20 protein-coding genes are annotated in these 17,733 nt (G+C 64.1%); 11 read left to right on the top strand and 9 right to left on the bottom strand.

Features of this window, described 5'->3' with window-relative positions; all coding sequences use genetic code 11:
* Positions 1–139: 139 nt before the first annotated feature.
* The gene (locus P9236_RS06955; protein ID WP_278073864.1) at positions 140–1,081 is read right to left on the bottom strand and encodes a nucleoside hydrolase; all 942 of its coding nucleotides are present in this window, start codon (positions 1,079–1,081) and stop codon (positions 140–142) included.
* A gap of 141 nt (positions 1,082–1,222) precedes the next feature.
* Between P9236_RS06955 and P9236_RS06950 the strand changes: the two genes are divergently transcribed.
* A complete protein-coding gene (locus tag P9236_RS06950; RefSeq protein ID WP_278073863.1) occupies positions 1,223–1,648 on the top strand; it encodes an Hsp20 family protein in 426 nt (141 codons plus the stop codon).
* A 64-nt stretch (positions 1,649–1,712) separates the two neighbouring features.
* A complete protein-coding gene (locus P9236_RS06945; RefSeq protein ID WP_278073862.1) occupies positions 1,713–1,970 on the top strand; it encodes a DUF1150 family protein in 258 nt (85 codons plus the stop codon).
* A 96-nt stretch (positions 1,971–2,066) separates the two neighbouring features.
* On the opposite strand, the gene ptsN is transcribed toward P9236_RS06945, so the two are convergent.
* From ptsN to lptC, 6 genes are all read right to left on the bottom strand, one after another.
* Positions 2,067–2,531, bottom strand: coding sequence for a PTS IIA-like nitrogen regulatory protein PtsN (ptsN, locus tag P9236_RS06940; RefSeq protein ID WP_071100357.1), 465 nt, complete (start codon positions 2,529–2,531; stop codon positions 2,067–2,069).
* Between the two features lie 61 nt (positions 2,532–2,592).
* Positions 2,593–3,177 carry a ribosome-associated translation inhibitor RaiA gene (gene raiA, locus P9236_RS06935; RefSeq protein ID WP_278073861.1) on the bottom strand — a complete coding sequence of 195 codons (585 nt, stop codon included), beginning with the start codon at positions 3,175–3,177 and terminating at the stop codon, positions 2,593–2,595.
* Between the two features lie 314 nt (positions 3,178–3,491).
* Positions 3,492–5,021, bottom strand: coding sequence for an RNA polymerase factor sigma-54 (gene rpoN / locus P9236_RS06930; RefSeq protein WP_278073860.1), 1,530 nt, complete (start codon positions 5,019–5,021; stop codon positions 3,492–3,494).
* Between the two features lie 252 nt (positions 5,022–5,273).
* Positions 5,274–6,092 (bottom strand): LPS export ABC transporter ATP-binding protein, encoded by an 819-nt coding sequence (gene lptB, locus P9236_RS06925; RefSeq protein WP_278073859.1) that lies wholly within the window; start codon positions 6,090–6,092, stop codon positions 5,274–5,276.
* Positions 6,092–6,685 (bottom strand): LptA/OstA family protein, encoded by a 594-nt coding sequence (locus tag P9236_RS06920; RefSeq protein ID WP_278073858.1) that lies wholly within the window; start codon positions 6,683–6,685, stop codon positions 6,092–6,094. Before P9236_RS06920 ends, lptB begins: the two co-directional genes overlap by 1 nt.
* Positions 6,672–7,385, bottom strand: a complete 714-nt coding sequence (gene lptC, locus P9236_RS06915; protein WP_278073857.1) for an LPS export ABC transporter periplasmic protein LptC — start codon at positions 7,383–7,385, stop codon at positions 6,672–6,674. Before lptC ends, P9236_RS06920 begins: the two co-directional genes overlap by 14 nt.
* Before the next feature lie 294 nt (positions 7,386–7,679).
* On the opposite strand from lptC, the gene sppA reads away from it, so the two are divergent.
* The 4 genes from sppA (at position 7,680) to P9236_RS06895 (ending at position 10,443) form a co-directional block, all read left to right on the top strand.
* Positions 7,680–8,633 carry a signal peptide peptidase SppA gene (sppA, locus tag P9236_RS06910; RefSeq protein WP_278073856.1) on the top strand — a complete coding sequence of 318 codons (954 nt, stop codon included), beginning with the start codon at positions 7,680–7,682 and terminating at the stop codon, positions 8,631–8,633.
* Between the two features lie 78 nt (positions 8,634–8,711).
* Positions 8,712–8,996: an integration host factor subunit beta gene (locus tag P9236_RS06905; protein WP_027165368.1), complete on the top strand. Its 285-nt coding sequence runs from the start codon at positions 8,712–8,714 to the stop codon at positions 8,994–8,996.
* 117 nt (positions 8,997–9,113) lie between these two features.
* Complete coding sequence (locus P9236_RS06900) at positions 9,114–9,446, top strand: DUF1049 domain-containing protein (RefSeq protein ID WP_278073855.1); 333 nt, start codon at positions 9,114–9,116, stop codon at positions 9,444–9,446.
* Positions 9,447–9,471: 25 nt separating this feature from the next.
* Complete coding sequence (locus tag P9236_RS06895) at positions 9,472–10,443, top strand: ornithine cyclodeaminase family protein (RefSeq protein WP_278073854.1); 972 nt, start codon at positions 9,472–9,474, stop codon at positions 10,441–10,443.
* Positions 10,444–10,512: 69 nt separating this feature from the next.
* On the opposite strand, the gene P9236_RS06890 is transcribed toward P9236_RS06895, so the two are convergent.
* Both P9236_RS06890 and P9236_RS06885 read right to left on the bottom strand, forming a co-directional pair.
* The gene (locus P9236_RS06890; RefSeq protein WP_278073853.1) at positions 10,513–10,881 is read right to left on the bottom strand and encodes a VOC family protein; all 369 of its coding nucleotides are present in this window, start codon (positions 10,879–10,881) and stop codon (positions 10,513–10,515) included.
* Positions 10,882–10,951: 70 nt separating this feature from the next.
* Positions 10,952–11,662 carry a YafY family protein gene (locus P9236_RS06885; protein WP_278073852.1) on the bottom strand — a complete coding sequence of 237 codons (711 nt, stop codon included), beginning with the start codon at positions 11,660–11,662 and terminating at the stop codon, positions 10,952–10,954.
* 123 nt (positions 11,663–11,785) lie between these two features.
* Here P9236_RS06885 and P9236_RS06880 point away from each other — a divergent pair, with 123 nt between their 5' ends.
* From P9236_RS06880 to P9236_RS06860, 5 genes are all read left to right on the top strand, one after another.
* Positions 11,786–12,832: a class I SAM-dependent rRNA methyltransferase gene (locus P9236_RS06880; protein WP_278073851.1), complete on the top strand. Its 1,047-nt coding sequence runs from the start codon at positions 11,786–11,788 to the stop codon at positions 12,830–12,832.
* A gap of 1 nt (position 12,833) precedes the next feature.
* On the top strand, positions 12,834–13,694 hold the full coding sequence (locus P9236_RS06875; RefSeq protein WP_278073850.1) for an RNA methyltransferase: 861 nt from the start codon (positions 12,834–12,836) through the stop codon (positions 13,692–13,694).
* 10 nt (positions 13,695–13,704) lie between these two features.
* Positions 13,705–14,190: a signal peptidase II gene (gene lspA / locus P9236_RS06870; RefSeq protein ID WP_278073849.1), complete on the top strand. Its 486-nt coding sequence runs from the start codon at positions 13,705–13,707 to the stop codon at positions 14,188–14,190.
* Positions 14,191–14,301: 111 nt separating this feature from the next.
* Positions 14,302–15,291 carry an MDR family oxidoreductase gene (locus P9236_RS06865; RefSeq protein WP_278073848.1) on the top strand — a complete coding sequence of 330 codons (990 nt, stop codon included), beginning with the start codon at positions 14,302–14,304 and terminating at the stop codon, positions 15,289–15,291.
* Between the two features lie 141 nt (positions 15,292–15,432).
* A complete protein-coding gene (locus P9236_RS06860; protein ID WP_278073847.1) occupies positions 15,433–17,712 on the top strand; it encodes a PAS domain-containing sensor histidine kinase in 2,280 nt (759 codons plus the stop codon).
* Positions 17,713–17,733: the final 21 nt, after the last annotated feature.

Genomic DNA, 17,733 nt, shown 5'->3' with positions numbered 1-17,733 from the left:
GCGAAGCGGCCGGATGAGGGGTGTTGGAAGAAATGAGACGGCGGCGATTTCAAGCCTATCGCCAAGCTGGAACACCCCTCATCCGTCTCGGCGCTTCGCGCCGATCCACCTTCCCTCACAAGGGGGGAAGGAAAGGGCGCTAAAGCCGCCCCAGCCTCTCCACCAGCAGCGCGAAGAACGCATCATGGTCGATGTCGCGCATCACCATGGCGTTCTTTTCGCGCTTGGTGACGCCCCACCAGTCGATCACCGTCATGCCCATGGTGAGCTCGGAGGAGGTCTCTACGCTGACGTTGCAGCGGCGGCCCTTGAACAGCTCCGGCTTGATCAGATAGGCGATCACGCACGGATCGTGCAGCGGCCCGCCGTCGGTGCCGTATTTTTCCTCGTCGTAGCGCTCGAAGAATTCCAGCATCTCGGCGGTCGCGGTGCCGACCTTGGTGCCGAGCTGGCGGAAGGCCTGCGTGCGCTTGGCCGAGGTCAGCGCCTTGTGGGTGACGTCGAGCGGCATCATGACGATCGGAATGCCCGACTTGAACACCACGTCGGCCGCCTGCGGATCGACATAGATGTTGAATTCGGCGGCCGGCGTGACGTTGCCGCCCTCGAAGAAGCCGCCGCCCATCAGCACGATTTCCTTGATGCGCGGCGCAATCCGCGGTTCGCGGATCAGCGCCAGGGCGATATTGGTGAGCGGCCCGAGCGGGCAGAGCGTGATCGTGCCGCTCTCCTCGCGCATCAGCGTCTCGACGATGAAGTCGACGGCGTACTGCTCCTGCAGCGGCATGGTCGGTTCCGGCAGTTGCGGTCCGTTGAGGCCGGTCTTGCCATGCACTTCCTCGGCGGTGACGAGTTCGCGCGCCAGCGGGCGGATGGCGCCGGCATAGACCTTGACGTCGGGCCGGCCGGCGAGCTCGCAGATCTTGCGGGCATTTTTCTCGGTGAGCTTCAGCGGCACGTTGCCGGCAACGGCGGTGATGCCGACGACCTCCAGCTCGGAGCTGCCGAGCGCCAGCAATATGGCGACGGCATCATCCTGGCCGGGATCCGTGTCGATGATGATCTTTCGTGACTGGGGCATTTCAATTCCTTTTTGGGGAGTCTTTTTGGGCGGGGTTTTGATGGCTTGAACTTGTTCGCGCGGCGGACCATATCAAGACCATCGGGAAAAATGCCATCCGGGTTTTTCCAGTTTATGTCGCTCTTGAGAGGACAGTGTAACATGAGCCGAATGACGCCCTTCTCCAGCCCGCTTCTCTTGGGCTTCGACGCCATGGAAAAGACGCTGGAGCGTCTGGCGAAGTCGGGCGACAGCTATCCTCCGTATAACATCGAGCGCCTGAGCGCCTCCGACAGTAATGCCGAGCGGCTGCGCATCACGCTTGCCGTGGCGGGTTTCGCCGAGAGTGATCTCGACGTCACCACGGAGGAAAACCAGCTGATCGTGCGCGGACGCCAGACCGACGACACCGAGCGCGAGTTCCTCCACCGCGGCATCGCCGCACGCCAGTTCCAGCGCTGCTTCGTGCTGGCCGACGGCATGCGGGTGATCGGCGCGGAGCTGAAGAACGGCCTTTTGTCGATCGATCTCGACCGTCCCGAGGCCGAACGGCTGGTACGGAAAATAAACATATCGGTGAAAGACTGATCTTCGCCGATGGCTCTAATGCGGGATGGCCGGAAGTGGCGTCTCGCGCCAAGGAGGCTTGAAAATGAACAGAATTGACGAAACTCTGACCATGACCAGCGGCGAATTCGCCCATCTCGGCGAAGGTTCGGTCGCTTACCTGAGGAAAGTATCGAGCGACGATCTGCGCGGCCGCTTCCCCGGCCTCGGCGAGATCGCGCCCGGCCTGGAACTGTGGGCGCTGTTTGCCGCCAACGGTCAGCCGATCCTGCTTTCCGATGCCCGTGACCGGGCGCTGGCGGGCGCGCTGGAGAATGATCTGACCACGGTCGCTATTCACTGACCTGGTCGTTCCCTGAATCGAAAAGGGCCGCCCCTGGCGGCCCATGAAGTTTTATCCCCAAAACAGGGCTTTATCCAAAGCTGGGCTTGAGAAGCTTCAGGCCGCGTGCGAGGCCTGGGTATCCGACAAGAGCGCGTGGATCGCCACGGCGTCGCGCGTCCCTCTGATCTTGGCCACAGTGTCGGCATCGCGCAGCACGCGCGCGATGCGCGACAGCGCCTTGAGATGGTCGGCGCCGGCGCCTTCGGGCGCAAGCAGCAGAAACACCAGATCGACCGGCTGGTCGTCGAGCGCCTCGAAATCGACCGGCATCTCCAGCCGGGCGAACACGCCCGCGATCCGCTTCACGCCGGCGAGCTTGCCGTGCGGAATGGCGATGCCGTTGCCGACACCGGTGGAGCCCAGCCGCTCACGCTGCAGGATGGTGTCGAACACCTCCCGCTCCGGAATCCCCGAAATCGCCGCCGCCCTCTCCGACAGCAATTGCAGAAGCTGCTTTTTGGAATTCGCCTTCAACGCCGGCATGATAGCCGAGACGCTGATGAGATCGCTGAGATCCATGCTTGAAAAATCCCTTGCTCGCCTGCCGCGCCGGTCGTCCCCCTTGCGCGGCCGGCTTTCTTTATCCCTGCGCGACTTTGGTCGTCGACGGATCGATCCAGCCGATGTTTCCATCCGGCCGGCGGTAGACGATATTGACATGGTCGTTTCCGGCGTTGCGGAAAACGAAAACCGGACTGTCCTTGGTGTCGAGCTCGATGACCGCCGACGCCACCGACATGGTGCGAAGCGTCACGGTCGATTCGGCGACGATGGCCGGGGCAAAATTCTCCGGGATTTCCTCGTCATCGTCGGCGAGTGGCTCCATCACGGTGTAGGCGATGTCGGTGGCTTCGCCATTGCCGTTGCCGGAACTGTGCGACTTCAGTCGGCGCTTGTAGCGCCGCAGTCGCGTTTCGAGGCGATCGGCGGCCGTCTCGAAGGCAAGCGTGGGATCCTGGGCGTCGCCGGTCGCCTGCAGGGAGGCACCGGAATCGAGACGGATCATGCAATCGGCCGAGAAACGCGACCCCGCCTTGATGACCGTTACATGTCCTGAAAAACCCCGATCGAAATACTTTTCGATGGCTTCGTTGACACGATCGTTGATGCGCGTACGAAACGCATCGCCGATGTCCATGTGTTTTCCCGAAATGCGCAGATTCATCTGAAAACTGACCTTCCTTGCTCAGGCTTCAAACTGTCCCGAGTTTATACCCGTGGTGCGCGCGCACAAGCTTTGCGGCGGGACGCGCGCCGATTTTAGACCCGAACTTTCCGGTTGATCACAAGTCGCCTTCTTGGCCGTCCGAGGCCTTGCTTTGACGGACCCATTCGCGAGCGGGCATCACGGCCCGGCTCATGCGGGCGGGCTTCTAGACACTTCATGGCAGCTTGTCAATGAAGCACGAAAACTGTGGAAATCCGCCATTCCTCAAGCCTGCCCCAAACTAGGTCAGGCCGGTTGAACATCAACTGCCCCTAGCGCCCGGCGTTGGCCAACGCCCGCTTCTCCCGGCGCCGCTGCACGGATGAAGGGATGTTCATGCCCTCCCGGTATTTGGCTACCGTGCGGCGGGCGATGTCGACGCCGTTCTCCCGCAGCATGTCGACGATGGCGTCGTCGGAAAGCACGTCGGCGGGCTTTTCCTCGTCGATCAGCTGCTTGATGCGGTCGCGCACGGCTTCCGAGGAATGGGCTTCGCCGCCTTCCGCGGAGGCGATCGAAGCGGTGAAGAAATAGCGCAATTCGAAGACGCCACGCGGCGTCAGCATATATTTGTTGGCGGTGACGCGGCTCACCGTCGATTCATGCATGCCGATGGCGTCGGCCACGGTGCGCAGGTTGAGCGGTTTGAGATGCCGCACGCCATGGACGAGGAACGCATCCTGCTGGCGCACGATCTCCGAGGCCACTTTCAGGATGGTTTTCGCCCTCTGGTCGAGGCTGCGCGTCAGCCAGTTGGCGTTCTGCAGGCATTCGGCCAAAAAGTCCTTCTCCGCCTGGTCCTTGGCATGGCTGGAGACGCGGGCAAAGTAGACATTGTCGACCAGAACGCGCGGCAGCGTATCGGGATTGAGCTCCACGGCCCAGCTGCCGTCGGCGGCCGCCCGTACCTCGACATCGGCGACGATGGCGTCGCTCGCCCCGCCCGAAAACGCCGTGCCGGGCCGCGGATCGAGCGCCCGGATCTCGGCCAGCATGTCGAGAAGATCTTCCTCGTCGACGCCGCAGATGCGCTTCAGCGTCTGGAAATCTCGCCGCGCGAGAAGCTCGAGATTGGCCACCAGCGCCTTCATCGCCGGATCGAGCCGGTCGCGTATGGCAAGCTGCAGCGACAAGCACTCGGCGAGATCGCGGGCAAATAGGCCGGCCGGCTCAAAGGTCTGGCAGACCTCCAGCGCGTGCGCCACGGCCGCATTGTCCGCGCCCAGCCGCGCGGCGATTTCTTTCAGGTCGGCACGCAGATAGCCGGCCTCGTCGAGGCTGTCGGCGAGCTCACCTGCGATCAGGCGTTCGGCAGGGTTGGGGAAGGCCATCGCGATCTGTTCGCCGACATGTTCGCGCAGCGTCACGATCGTCGCGGCCATCTCGCCGACATCGAAGCCTTCCGCCGATGCGCCGGCGGCGCTGCCTCCGGACGCCGACTTCCATTGCGCCGTCAGGTCCGGCCCCAGCCTCTCGCTCGTGCCGGGATCGTCGGGAAACAGGTTTTCCAGCGAAGAGTCGAGCTTTTCCGAGATCGCCTCGGCGCTCCATTCCGTCTCGCCTTCGAACCAATCGCCCCCGGCGGCCGGTTCCGGCGCGGTCTCGTTCTTCTGCGGCTGGTCGCCGCCGGTCTCATCCTGCGGCTCGGCCCGCTCCAACAGCGGATTGCGCTCGATTTCCTCGTCGATGAAGCGTTCGAGCTCGACATGGGTGAGCTGCAGCAGCCGGATCGACTGCATCAGCTGGGGCGTCATCACCAGCGACTGGGACTGTCTGAGCTGCAGTTTGGCCGCCAGCGCCATGGTGGGATTCAAACGCCTCGTCTACGCATCGAACTGAAGGTTTTTCGGTCGGGCATAGAAACTGGCCCGGCTTTTGCTTGTCAAGGAAAACGCTAGCAGGAAGGGTTTACCGGAGCGTTATCCGGGGCGGAATTGGCAGGAAACCGGAAAAAATCAGCGAGAAATTGCGACAGAACCGGAATTTCACGCCTAGAGCGTGATCCCGAACCGAAGGACCGCGCATGGAGCGAACCTGAAAGATCGCGACGCGCTTTAGAGCGTGAACCCCTCGCCGAGATAGAGACGCCGAACATCGGCATTGGCGACGATCTCGTCGGCGCGGCCATGCGTCAGCACTTGGCCGGCATGGATGATGTAGGCGCGGTCGATCAGACCGAGCGTCTCGCGCACATTGTGGTCGGTGATCAGCACGCCGATGCCGCGCGCGGTGAGATGGCGGACAAGCTGCTGGATGTCGGCGACCGCGATCGGATCGATGCCGGCGAAGGGCTCGTCAAGCAGCATGTAGGCCGGCCGCGTCGCCAGCGCCCGCGCGATCTCGAGACGCCGCCTTTCGCCGCCCGACAGCGACATCGACGGCGCCTTGCGCAGATGGCTGATGTGGAATTCCTCGAGCAGCTCGTCGAGCGTGCGCTCGCGTTCCTTGCGGCTCTTTTCCACCACTTCCAGAACGGCGCGAATGTTCTGCTCGACATTGAGGCCGCGGAAGATCGACGCTTCCTGCGGCAGATAGCCGATGCCGAGGCGGGCGCGGCGGTACATCGGCATCGAGGTGACGTCGAAGCCGTCGATCTCGATTGTGCCTTCGTCCACCGGCACGAGACCGGTGACCATGTAGAAACAGGTCGTCTTGCCGGCGCCGTTGGGGCCGAGCAGGCCGACAGCCTCTCCGGCGCGCACGCCAAGCGTTACGCCGCTCACCACCTTGCGGCCCTTATAGCTTTTGGTCAGGCCCTTGGCGATCAGGGTGCCTTTGAACTTCGCCTTGTCGACGCCGACCGTTGCCGGCGCGGACGGTTTTGCGGCCGCCCGTCCCGGAAGACGAGCCAGCAGCGACGATACGCCGGCCATTAGTTGTTCGACGCTCCCTGCTGCTGCTCTCCTTGCTTCTGGGGTTTGAACGACATGATGACGCGAGGACAACCTTCGACATTGCCGAGGCCACTTTTCATCTGCACGGTGAGCTTGCAGCCCTTGAGCACGTTGTCGCCCTGCGACAGCACCACTTCCTTGCCTTTTAGCACCAGCACCTGCGTCTTCATGTCGAATGTACCGGTGTCGCCGGTGGCGATCTGGTCGTTCGATTTGATATAGACTTTGTTCTCGACCACGAGGTGGTCGATGTTGGCGGCACCGGTCATCGCCGACGCGCCGGCCGCCGCGCCTTTGGGGGCGTTGGCATCCTTGACGTAGTAGACCGTCATCTTGCCGGACTTGAGCAGGGTCGGGCCTTGATTGACCGTCACATTGCCGCTGAAGACGGCCATGCTGTCGGCTTGACGAACCTCGAGCTTGTCGCTTTCGATCTGGATCGGCTGGTCGCCCGACAATTTCAGCCCGGGGATCTGACTGCTCGCGCTTGACTGCGCAAACGAATTCGCCGTTCCCAGCAACAGCAGTGCGGAGGCTGCGCCCAGAAGCCACGCGGATTTACTGCGACGCATTCTCTTCTCCACTCTTAACCCCCGCCGCCTTCAGAGCGGCCGGATCGATGTTGACGCGCACACGGTTCTCGAAGACCACGACCTTGCCGTTCTCTTCCACCGACATCGAGTCGGCAGTGATGCGCGATCCGCCGCGGCTGACATCGACCGGATTGCTCGTCTTCATAGAGCCTTTGCCCATGTCTAGGAAGACCGATTTGAACTTGGCCACCATGCCGTCGGTGGTGGTCACCGAGACATCGCTGGTCAGGTCCATCGTGTTGGCGCCGCGATTGTAGATGCCATGCCCGGCATCGACCGCGACGACATTGTCGCTGGCGACGGGCAATTTGGCGTTGATGCCTTCGAGGTCGATGATGTCCTGCTTGCCGACATCCTGCGTCGCCCGGGTCGCCGTCAGCGAATAAGGCAGCTTCTGCTTGGTGAAGCCGTTGAGCTTGGGATTGGCCATCACCAGCTTGCCGTCCGAAAAGGCGGTGCCATCGGCCTGCACCGAGACCGAAACCGGCGCGGCGAGATAGGAATAGACCGGAAAGGCGACCGCTATTGCCGCCGCGAGCAGCGGCACCGCGAACTTCAGCACCCGCACGCGGCGCGAATGCCGTTGCGCGCGGTCGAACGCGTCGCCGCGCGTGCCGCTTTCGCCAGCGGCAGCCGACACCATTTCGGCATCGCTCGTTTCGTCAGATCGCGCCAACATGACTGTTTTCTAATGAGCCCTCGCCCCGCCAAACACCGCTTATAGGTGGTATGCCGGCCCCCGCAAGCAAGCACAAGCGGAGGAAAACTGCAAAAATGTGACGGCTACTACCGCACGACTAAGAGGAATTCGGCTGAACTGCCAGCCTTTCATAGCAGATAGGGCCCGGCTGCGTTAATTTTTCGTGAGGTCGCCGTCAACGTCCATCGCCGGGATCGCGACCGGCAGGAAACGGTAGCCGCGCGTGGGCGCTTGCTTTAAAAGCGTCTTTTCCCACCGATTGTGAGGCTGACAATGGCAATGAGAGCCGACGACCTGATCGACCGCCGCCGCTTGCGCCGCAAGCTGACGTTCTGGCGCGTGGCCGCGTTTGTGGTTCTGGCGGCGGCGCTGATCGCCTTTTCGGCATGGGTCTATGACGAGGATTTTGCCGGCCAGGCGGTCGATCACATCGCCAAGGTCAAGGTCGAAGGGACCATCACCGAGGACGAGGAGCTGATCAAAAGGCTGGAGACGATCCGCAAATCGCCGACCGTGAAAGGTGTCATCCTGTCGATCGATTCGCCCGGAGGCACCACGGTCGGCGGCGAGTCGATCTATGAGGAAGTGCGCAAGCTTGCCGCCGACAAGCCGGTGGTGGCCGAAGTCGGCACGCTGGCGGCATCGGCCGGCTACATGATCGCAAGCGCGGCGGACCACATCGTTGCCCGTCAGACCTCGATCGTCGGCTCGATAGGCGTGCTGATCCAGTATCCCGATGTCAGCGGCCTGATGGACAAGCTCGGCATCAAGCTCGAGGAAGTGAAATCCTCGCCGCTCAAGGCTTCGCCCTCGCCTTTCAAGCCGACCAATGACGACGAGCGCGCCATGGTGCGCAAGCTCATCCTCGACAGCTATGACTGGTTCGTCGGCATCGTCGCCGAGCGGCGCAAAATGACGCATGAGCAGGCGCTGGCGCTGGCCGACGGTTCGATCTTCACCGGCCGCCAGGCACTCGGCAATCACCTTGTCGACGCGGTCGGCGGCGAGACCGAGGCGATCGGCTGGCTGGCGACCAAGGGCGTCGACAGCAAGCTCAAGGTCGTCGAATGGAAGAACACAGAGGGGCGCGGCTACCTGTTTTCGAGGAGTATGACCAAAGCCGTCGCCAGCGCGCTCGGCCTGCCGGACGCCGGCGCCGATATCATTCACGAGCTTGGCGCCGACCGCTTGTTTCTTGACGGTCTCGTTTCAGTCTGGCACCCTTGACAAGTCGTTGGGACGAGCCAAAAAAGCAATAAAATCATCCTGATAATTTGACCGCAGTGGTTTACGGGGAACGTTCTCATGATCAAATCCGAACTTGTGCAGATCATTGCTGCACGCAACCCGCATCTTTTCCTGCGCGACGTCGAAAACATCGTCGGCGCCATCTTTGACGAGATCACCGACGCGCTTGCCGAAGGCAACAGGGTCGAGCTGCGCGGTTTCGGTGCCTTTTCGGTGAAAAACCGCCCCGCCCGCACCGGCCGCAACCCGCGCACCGGCGAATCCGTCGAGGTCGAGGAGAAGTGGGTGCCGTTCTTCAAGACCGGCAAGGAGTTGCGCGAAAGGCTGAACGGCGGCAAATAGGCGCCGCGCCGGCGGGTCGAAACGACGTCTGGGCGCTCAAAGCATGTCTCCCGGAAGTGGAGACCGGTTTCGGGACAAGGACATGCGCGCTTCAAACTGCCTCTCCATGGAGATCTGATGTTCAATCGCTTCGTGCTCGTCGTGGTCTTCGTGCCGCTGGCCATCATCCTGATTGCGCTTGCCGTCGCCAACCGCGGGCCGGTCGCCTTCACGCTCGACCCGTTCCATCCCGGCAATCCGGCGCTGACGCTGAACTGGCCGCTTTTCATCTTCCTGTTCCTGGCTCTAGCCGTCGGCATGGTCGTCGGCAGCATGGCGACCTGGGTGAAGCAGGGCCGCTACCGTAAGCTGGCGCGCCAGCGTGGTCTGGAGGCCGAGAGCCTGCGCCAGGCCGTGAGCCGCGCACCCGAAGCACCGAAAGGGCCGGCACTGCCCAAGCCGACGAACTGAACAGCGTGCCGTTACGGAGCCTTCAATGTTGACCATTTCGGCCGCCGAGGTCGATCAGGCGCTCTCCTTTGCCGGGCTGGTCGAGACGCTGCGCACCGCCTTCCGCGACGGCGCCGTGCAACCAGTGCGCCACCATCATGCGGTCGAGCGGCCGGACGGCGCCGCCTCGACGCTGCTGCTGATGCCGGCCTGGACCGATTTCAACGCCGCCGGCACCTCGGCGGGCGGCCACATCGGCGTCAAGATCGTCACCGTGTCGCCGGACAACAACGCCATCGGCAAGCCGGCGGTGATGGGCCTCTATCTGCTGCTTGACGGCGTGACCGGCGAGCCGGAAGCACTGATCGACGGCCAGCGGCTGACCCAATGGCGCACCGCTTGTGCCTCGGCGCTTGCCGCCTCCTATCTCGCTCGCGAGGATGCCTCGCGGCTGCTGGTAGTAGGCGCCGGCGCGCTGTCAACCTTCCTCGCCAAAGCGCATTCGGCGGTGCGGCCGATTAAGTCCATCCGCATCTGGAACCGCACGCCGGCCAATGCCGAAAAGGTAGCAAGCGCATTGCGTGCCGAAGGTCTCCCGGCGAATGCGGCCGGCGATCTCGAAGCCGAGCTCGGTGAGGCCGACATCGTGTCCTCGGCCACCATCTCGACTACACCTCTGATCAAGGGCGCGCTGCTGAAGCCGGGCGCCCATGTTGACCTGGTCGGCGGCTTCACGCCGCAGATGCGCGAAAGCGACGATGACGCGATTTCCCGCGCCCGCGTCTATGTCGACACCCGCGCCGGCGCCACCAAGGAGGCCGGCGACATCGTCCAGCCGCTGGCCTCCGGCGTGCTGAAGCCGGAAGCGATCGTCGCCGACCTGCATGAGCTGGCGCGCGGTGAGAAAGCCGGCCGGCAGAGCGACGCCGAGATCACGCTGTTTAAGTCGGTCGGCGCCGCGCTCGAGGACCTCGCCGCCGGCATCGCCGTCTACAAGGCGCTCAGTGCAAGGCAATAGGGGAATAGGGGAATAGGGCAATAAGGCAGTATGTGAACTGCCGGCTTACTGCCTTACTGCCTTACTGCCTTACTCACTCGGCCAGTAGACACGCAGCCGATGACCATCCGGATCGAGCGCGACGAAGGTGCGGCCGAAATCCATATCGGTCGGCGCCTGCAGGATTTCCAGGCCGCGTCCAGTCCAATCGGAATGTGCGGCGTCGACCGCAGCCGCGTTGTCGACAGCAAGCACCAGCTCGCCGCCTCCGCCCGCCGCGGCTGCCGCCGGTTCGACGGTGTGTCGCGACCAAAGGCCGAGCTTGAAGCCTTTGTCGAGCACGAACATGACATAGGTGGGCGAGGACTCGACCGGCTCGCGCCCGAGCAGCGAAGCGTAGAACGCACCGCTCCGTTCCGGGCTATCGACATAGAGGATGACGAAATTGGGTGTGGTCATGTCTGATCTCCAAGATGTTTAAACCTTGGTGACCCTAGACGACACCGCTGTCAGATTCTGGCAGCAGCTATCAACCGGCGGAGTCTCCCGGCGCGTTCCGGCCCGGTTTGTCGAGCGTCGTCCGCCATTCCTTGAGCATTGCCTGGCGACGGCGCGGATAACGGATATCGGTGACGGCGAGGCGAGACATGCGGTCGGTGCGGAAATGCCGGAAATCCTGGCGCATCTCGCACCACGCCACCATAACCCGCACCTTTTCGAAGAAACCGAGCGCGAACGGCCAGACCACGCGCTCCGACGCGGCGCCGTCGGCGTCGCGGTAAAGGAAGCCGAGCTTGCGCTCGTTGCGGATCGCCTGCCGAACCACCCCAAGGTCGATCGCCTCGACACCCACCGAACCCGGCCCGACCAGCAGTGTCGTGGCATCGAGATCCTCGCGCAGATCGTCCGGCAGTACTGCCGCGATCTTCGACAGCGCGTTCGCCGCGGCCGCGGCCAGCCGCGTGTCCGGCTGTTTTGCCACCCAGCGCGAGCCAAGCACGATCGCCTCGATCTCCTCGTCTGTGAACATCAGCGGCGGCAGCATGAAGCCGGGCTTCAGCACATAACCCAGGCCCGCCTCGCCTTCGATCGTTGCGCCCTGGCCCTGCAGCGTCGCGATATCCCGATAGAGCGTGCGGATCGACACGCCCATCTCGCCGGCAAGCGCGCGGCCACTGACCGGCCGGCGGTGGCGGCGCAGGATCTGGATCAGGTCGAGCAGGCGTTCGGAGCGGGACATGATCGGAGATTTGCCTGTTTCAACCGCGAGGTCCATTGCATTGCGACTGAACGGCGCCCGACCATCTTGTTGCGAAGGCGGAGGCCCTATGCCAAAAGCGGCCTGCCGTTCCGGAGATTTTTCTTGAAGTCCTTTCGCGACCGAAACCGCGACAACCGCCCTCGCCAGCCAGCGAAATCCGGCCCCGGCCAGCTGCCGCGCGGAATTGGCACCTCGCCCGCCAATCGCCAGGACCAGAAACCAGCGCCGCGTCCTCTTGCGCGCCGCGAGGGTCCGCTGCCCGCCGAGCGTCTGCCGCTGATCCTCGAGGTCCCGCCGAATGCCGAGTACGCGCTGCTGGACAGCGGCGCCGGAGAGAAGCTGGAGCGGTACGGCCCCTACCGCATCGTGCGTCCGGAAGGTCAGGCGATCTGGCAGCGAGCGCTTCCCGCGAAGGAATGGGAGCGCGCCGACGCCATCTTCACCGGCGACACCGACGAAGAAGGCATCGGCCGCTGGCGTTTTCCAAAAACGCCGCTCGGCGAAACCTGGCCGATGAAACATGACGGCATCGACTATCTCGGCCGCTTCACCTCGTTCCGCCATGTCGGCGTCTTTCCCGAGCAGGCCTCGCACTGGGACCACATGGCTGGGCTGATCGCGGCGGCCAGGCGTCCGATCAAGGTGCTGAACCTGTTCGGCTATACCGGGCTTGCCTCGCTGGTGGCGGCGCGCGCCGGCGCCGAGGTCACCCATGTCGACGCCTCGAAGAAGGCGATCGGCTGGGCGCGCGAGAACCAGGAGATGGCCGGCCTCTCCGACAAGCCGATCCGCTGGATCGTCGAGGATGCGGTGAAATTCGCCGAGCGCGAGGAGCGCCGCGGCAGCCGCTACGACATCGTCCTGTTCGACCCGCCCGCCTATGGCCGCGGTCCAAAAGGCGAGGTCTGGCAATTGTTCGAGGACCTGCCGGGCCTCGCCGATCTCTGCCGTTCGATCCTGACGCCGAAGCCGATTGCCGTGGTTCTCACTGCCTATTCGATCCGGGCTTCCTTCTTTGCGATCCATGCGCTGATGCGCGATACCTTCGCCGGCATGGGCGGCACGGTCGAGTCCGGTGAGCTGATCATCCGCGAGAAATCGGCCGGCCGCGCGCTGTCGACCTCGCTATTCTCGCGCTGGGTGGCTTGAAATGGTCGCTTACGACGGACATCGGCCGGTCGGCCAGGTCAAGGAAGTCACCAGCCTCGCCAATCCGCTGGTCAAGGACATCAAGGCGCTGGCGCTGAAGAAATTCCGCGACCAGCAGAACGCCTTCATGGCCGAAGGGCTGAAGCTTATCATCGACGCGCTCGATCTCGGCTGGTCGATCAGGACACTGGTCTTCGCCAAGGCCGGACGCGGCAACGCGGCGATAGAAAAAGTCGCGGCGCGCACGGTCGCCGCCGGCGGCACCGTGCTCGAGGTCTCGGAAAAGGTGCTGGCCGCGATCACCCGCCGCGAAAACCCGCAGATGGTCGTCGGCGTCTTCGCGCAGCAGACGCTGCCGCTAAAAGGTATCCGTGCCACGGACGGCGACGTCTGGGTCGCGCTCGACCGCGTGCGCGATCCCGGCAATCTCGGCACCGTGATCCGCACCGTCGATGCCGTCGGCGCCAAGGGCATCATCCTGGTCGGCGACACCACCGACCCATTCTCGCTGGAGACGGTGCGCGCCACCATGGGCTCGATCTTCGCCGTGCCGGTCGCCAAGGCGACGGAGCAGGCCTTTCTCGCCTGGCGGCGCGACTTTCCGGGCCTCGTCGCCGGCACGCATCTCAAGGGCGCGGTCGACTACCGCTCGGTCGACTTCTCCCGGGGCCCGGTGCTGCTCCTGATGGGCAACGAGCAACAGGGGCTACCCGACAGCCTCGCCGAGAGCTGCGACCGGCTGCTCAGGATCCCGCAGGCCGGCCGCGCCGATTCGCTCAATCTGGCGGTTGCCACAGGCGTGATGCTGTTCGAGATCCGGCGCGGCGCGCTGAAGCTCGACCCCGCCACCGACGCGCGATGAGGACTTCTAAGTGAAATCATGGTCTCCTTACGCCCTTCTGGTCGTTGTCGCCATCGCGCTCGATCAGTGGATCAAGCAGGTGGTCGAGAACGGTCTCGCCTTCCAGGAAAAGGTCGATCTCCTGCCGTTCCTGGCGCTGTTCCGCACCTACAACACCGGCATCGCCTTCTCGATGTTCTCCTCCTTCGGTGATACCGGCCTGGTGGTCATCGCAGCGCTCGTCGTCGCCTTCGTGCTCTATCTGGCCGTGCGCACGCCCACCGGCCACGTCATTGCCCGGATCGGCTTTGCCCTGATCGTCGGCGGCGCGCTCGGTAATCTTATCGACCGCGCCGTCTACGGCCACGTCATCGACTACATCCTGTTCCACACGCCAGTCTGGTCCTTCGCGGTGTTCAATCTCGCCGACGCCTTCATTTCCATGGGCGCGACACTAGTTGTCTTCGACGAGCTGATCGGCTGGCGGGAAACCAAACCTCAGGACCCGAGCAATTGACCTCGAGCTGCCATCGCCCCAAAGTCGACCCCAAGGCAATTCCAAGGAAAACGTGCAGCAGTTTTCCACCCGCAGCCGCATGAACAAATCGCCAGAACCGAGGAGACAAAAGTGTCCGATACCTTCAAAGCCATCCTCGTTTCGCGCGATGCCGAGAAGAAGCAATCGGTCGAGGTCGTCGACCTCACCGAAGCCGAGCTGATGGAAGGCGATGTCACCGTCGCCGTCGAGGCGACGACGGTGAATTACAAGGATGGACTGGCCATCACCGGCAAGGCGCCCGTTGTGCGCCGCTGGCCGCTGGTGCCCGGCATCGATTTCGCCGGTACCGTCATCTCCTCTTCCCATGCCGACTGGCGCAAGGGCGACAAGGTCATCCTCAACGGCTGGAGCGTCGGCGAGACGCATTACGGCGCCTATGCCGGACGCGCTCGCGTCAATGGCGACTGGCTGGTGCCGTTGCCCGAAGGCATGAGCCCGCATGATGCGATGGCCGTCGGCACCGCCGGCTATACCGCGATGCTCGCCGTCATGGCGCTGGAGCGGCACGGCATCGTTCCGGATCGTGGGCCGGTGGTGGTGACGGGCGCCGCCGGCGGCGTCGGCTCGGTCGCCATCTCGATCCTCTCCACCCTCGGCTACCATGTCATCGCCTCCACCGGGCGCAATGCCGAAAGCCCCTATCTGATCGACCTCGGTGCGGCCGAGGTGATCTCGCGTGAGGAACTCAGCCAGCCGGCCAAGCCGCTTGCCAAGGAACGTTGGGCCGGCGGGGTGGACTCCGTCGGCACCCACACGCTGGCCAACGTGCTGTCGATGACGTCCTATGGCGGCGCGATCGCAGCTTGCGGCCTGGCCGGCGGCATGGACCTGCCCACGAGCGTCGCGCCCTTCATTCTGCGCGGGGTCTCGCTGCTCGGTATCGATTCCGTCATGGCGCCAAAACCGGTCCGCCTCGAGGCGTGGCGCCGCATCGGTACCGATCTCGACTTGAAGAAGCTGTCGACCTTGTCGCGGTCTATCGGCTTCGACGGCATCATCGGCGCCGCGCGCGACATCGTCGACGGCAAGATCAGGGGCCGCGTGGTCGTGGATATGTAGTGCAATTCCAGGAAGTGTTCGGCGGTTTTCCGTCCGGAATTGCACTAAACCAAAGCAAAACCCGCGGGAATCCACGCTAAAACCTAAAATTCGAACGATCCGCCGCAGTCTTCCATAATCTCTGTCTGGCAAGGTTTCCGCATGTTCGCGGACTCCGAAATCAGGAAGGGCAGCAAGGCCGCAGGCGATGACGGGCTGGACCTCGGCGCGCCGAAGCGGCAGCTGCTTGCCGCGCCGCCGCTGGTCCCGACATTGCCGGCAGACAACCGTGAAGGCCTGCCGTTCCTGATGATCGTCGCCATCGCCGTGCTGGCCGGGCTGGCGCATCTCACCGGCGCACCGGCCTTCATCACCATCGGCCTCCTGGCGACGGGCCTCGGCGGCCTCGCCATGCATCTGCGCAACCGGCGCACCGAGCGTCGCGCCGCGGCGCTTCTCGATGAGACCGCCGCCCGCAGCCGCGCCGAGATCGAGACGCTCGCCGACCGCATGTGGGAGATGCAGGAGAGCGAGGAGCGTTTTCGCGGCCTGATCGATGCCCTCGGCGATCTCGTCGTCCATCGCGATCGCGACGGTCACATGGTCTACGCCAACAAGGTGTTCGCCTCGCTCGTCGGCACCGACCAGCGCGACCTCGCCGGCAAGACGCTTTCCGAACTCGGCATAGACGTCGGCGTCGTGCCCGATGCCGCCTTCTCGGACCATGAATGCCTGAGCTCCACCGATGTCGCCATCCGAACACCGAATGGGCCGCGCTGGTTCTCCTGGATCGAGCTCTCGGTGCGCGACAAGGATACGGGCGCGGTGTCGCACCGGGCGATCGCCCGCGACATCACCGCCCGCAAGCGCGCTGAATCCTCGCTGATCACCGCCCGCGAGCGGGCCGAATATGCAAGCCAGGCCAAGTCGCGCTTCCTCGCCACGGTGAGCCACGAGATCCGCACGCCGATGAACGGCATCATGGGAATGGCGAAGCTGCTTGCCGACACCGACCTTTCGCCCGAGCAGCGCACCTATGTCGGCGCCGTCTCCACATCGGCGAGCGCGCTGCTGGCCCTGATCGAGGATCTGCTCGACTATTCCAAGATCGAGGCCGGCCGCTTCGACCCCGAGCCGCAGCCGACCTCGCTGCGCGAGATCGCCGACAACATCATCGAGCTCCTGGCGGCGAAGGCCTTCTCCAAGAACATCGGGCTCGGCTGCTATGTCGAGCCCGATGTGCCGCAGATGATCACCGCCGACCCGGGCCGGGTGCGCCAGGTGCTGCTCAACCTCATCGGCAACGCCGTCAAGTTCACCGATGCCGGCGGCGTGCTGCTCACCGTCGCGCGGGCCCGCTCCGAGACCACCGATCGCATCTGCTTCACCATCGCCGACACGGGTCCCGGTCTGCGCGAAGAGGACATGGAGCGCATCTTCGAGGAATTCGAACAATCCGACGGCACCTCGACCAGGGTGCATGGCGGCGCGGGTCTCGGTCTTGCTATCTCGAAGCGCCTGGTGATCGCCATGGGCGGCACGATCTCGGTTTCGAGCCGGCTCGGCGAAGGGTCCGAATTCGTCTTCGACATCCCGGCCACGGCGGCAACCGAGCCGCCGCCGCATCGCCAGAACATCCTCTCGGACCGGCGCGCGGTGATCGTGTCGAAGAACGCGGTCGAGGCCGATGCCATCGCCCGCGCCATCCGCGCTCACGGCGGCGCCGTCGAGATCGCAGCGACGCCCAGTCAGGCCGCCCAATACGCGGCCGGCTGCAACGTGCTTCTGATCGATGCCGCGCTTGAAAACAGCGACGGTCGTCTGCTCAAGCGCCTGCGCGAGAGCGGCTTTGACGATTGCGAGGCAATCACCCTGATCGCTCCGACCGATCGCGGCATGCTTGGCGAATTCCGCGCCAACGGCTACGCGACGTTTCTCGCCCGGCCGGTGCGCGGCGAAACGCTGCTGCGTGTGCTGTTGACCAGCCATGTGTCGGCACCTGCCGAGCCGCGACCGGAACCGCGCGGCGCCGCGTCCGTTCGCCGCCGTGACCAGGGTCTGTCCGTGCTGATCGCCGAGGACAATGACATCAACGCCATGCTTGCCCGCGCCACGCTGCTGAAGGCCGGGCACCGCGTCAAGATCGTCGGCAACGGCAAGGCCGCGGTCGAAGCCGTCACCGACGCAGGCCTCAAGCATCGCTTCGACGTGGTCCTGATGGACCTGCACATGCCGGTGATGGACGGGCTGGATGCGATCGCCGCCATCCGCCGCCATGAGGAGGCGCTTGCCGTGCAGCCGGTCCCGATCATGGTTCTTTCCGCCGACAGCCAGGAAAAGACGCGCCATACCGTTCTGGCCCACGGCGCCAGCGGCTTCGTCACCAAGCCTCTCGACCCCGATGCGCTCGTCCAGGCCGTCGAGGGTCAGGCTGCTGCGTAACGATTTTTTTAGACTTTCTCG

The sequence above is a fragment of the Mesorhizobium sp. WSM4884 genome, assembly GCF_029625675.1.
GTDB lineage: Bacteria > Pseudomonadota > Alphaproteobacteria > Rhizobiales > Rhizobiaceae > Mesorhizobium.
Note: the sequence above shows the minus strand (reverse complement) of the source record. Positions and strands in the feature narration are given on the sequence as shown.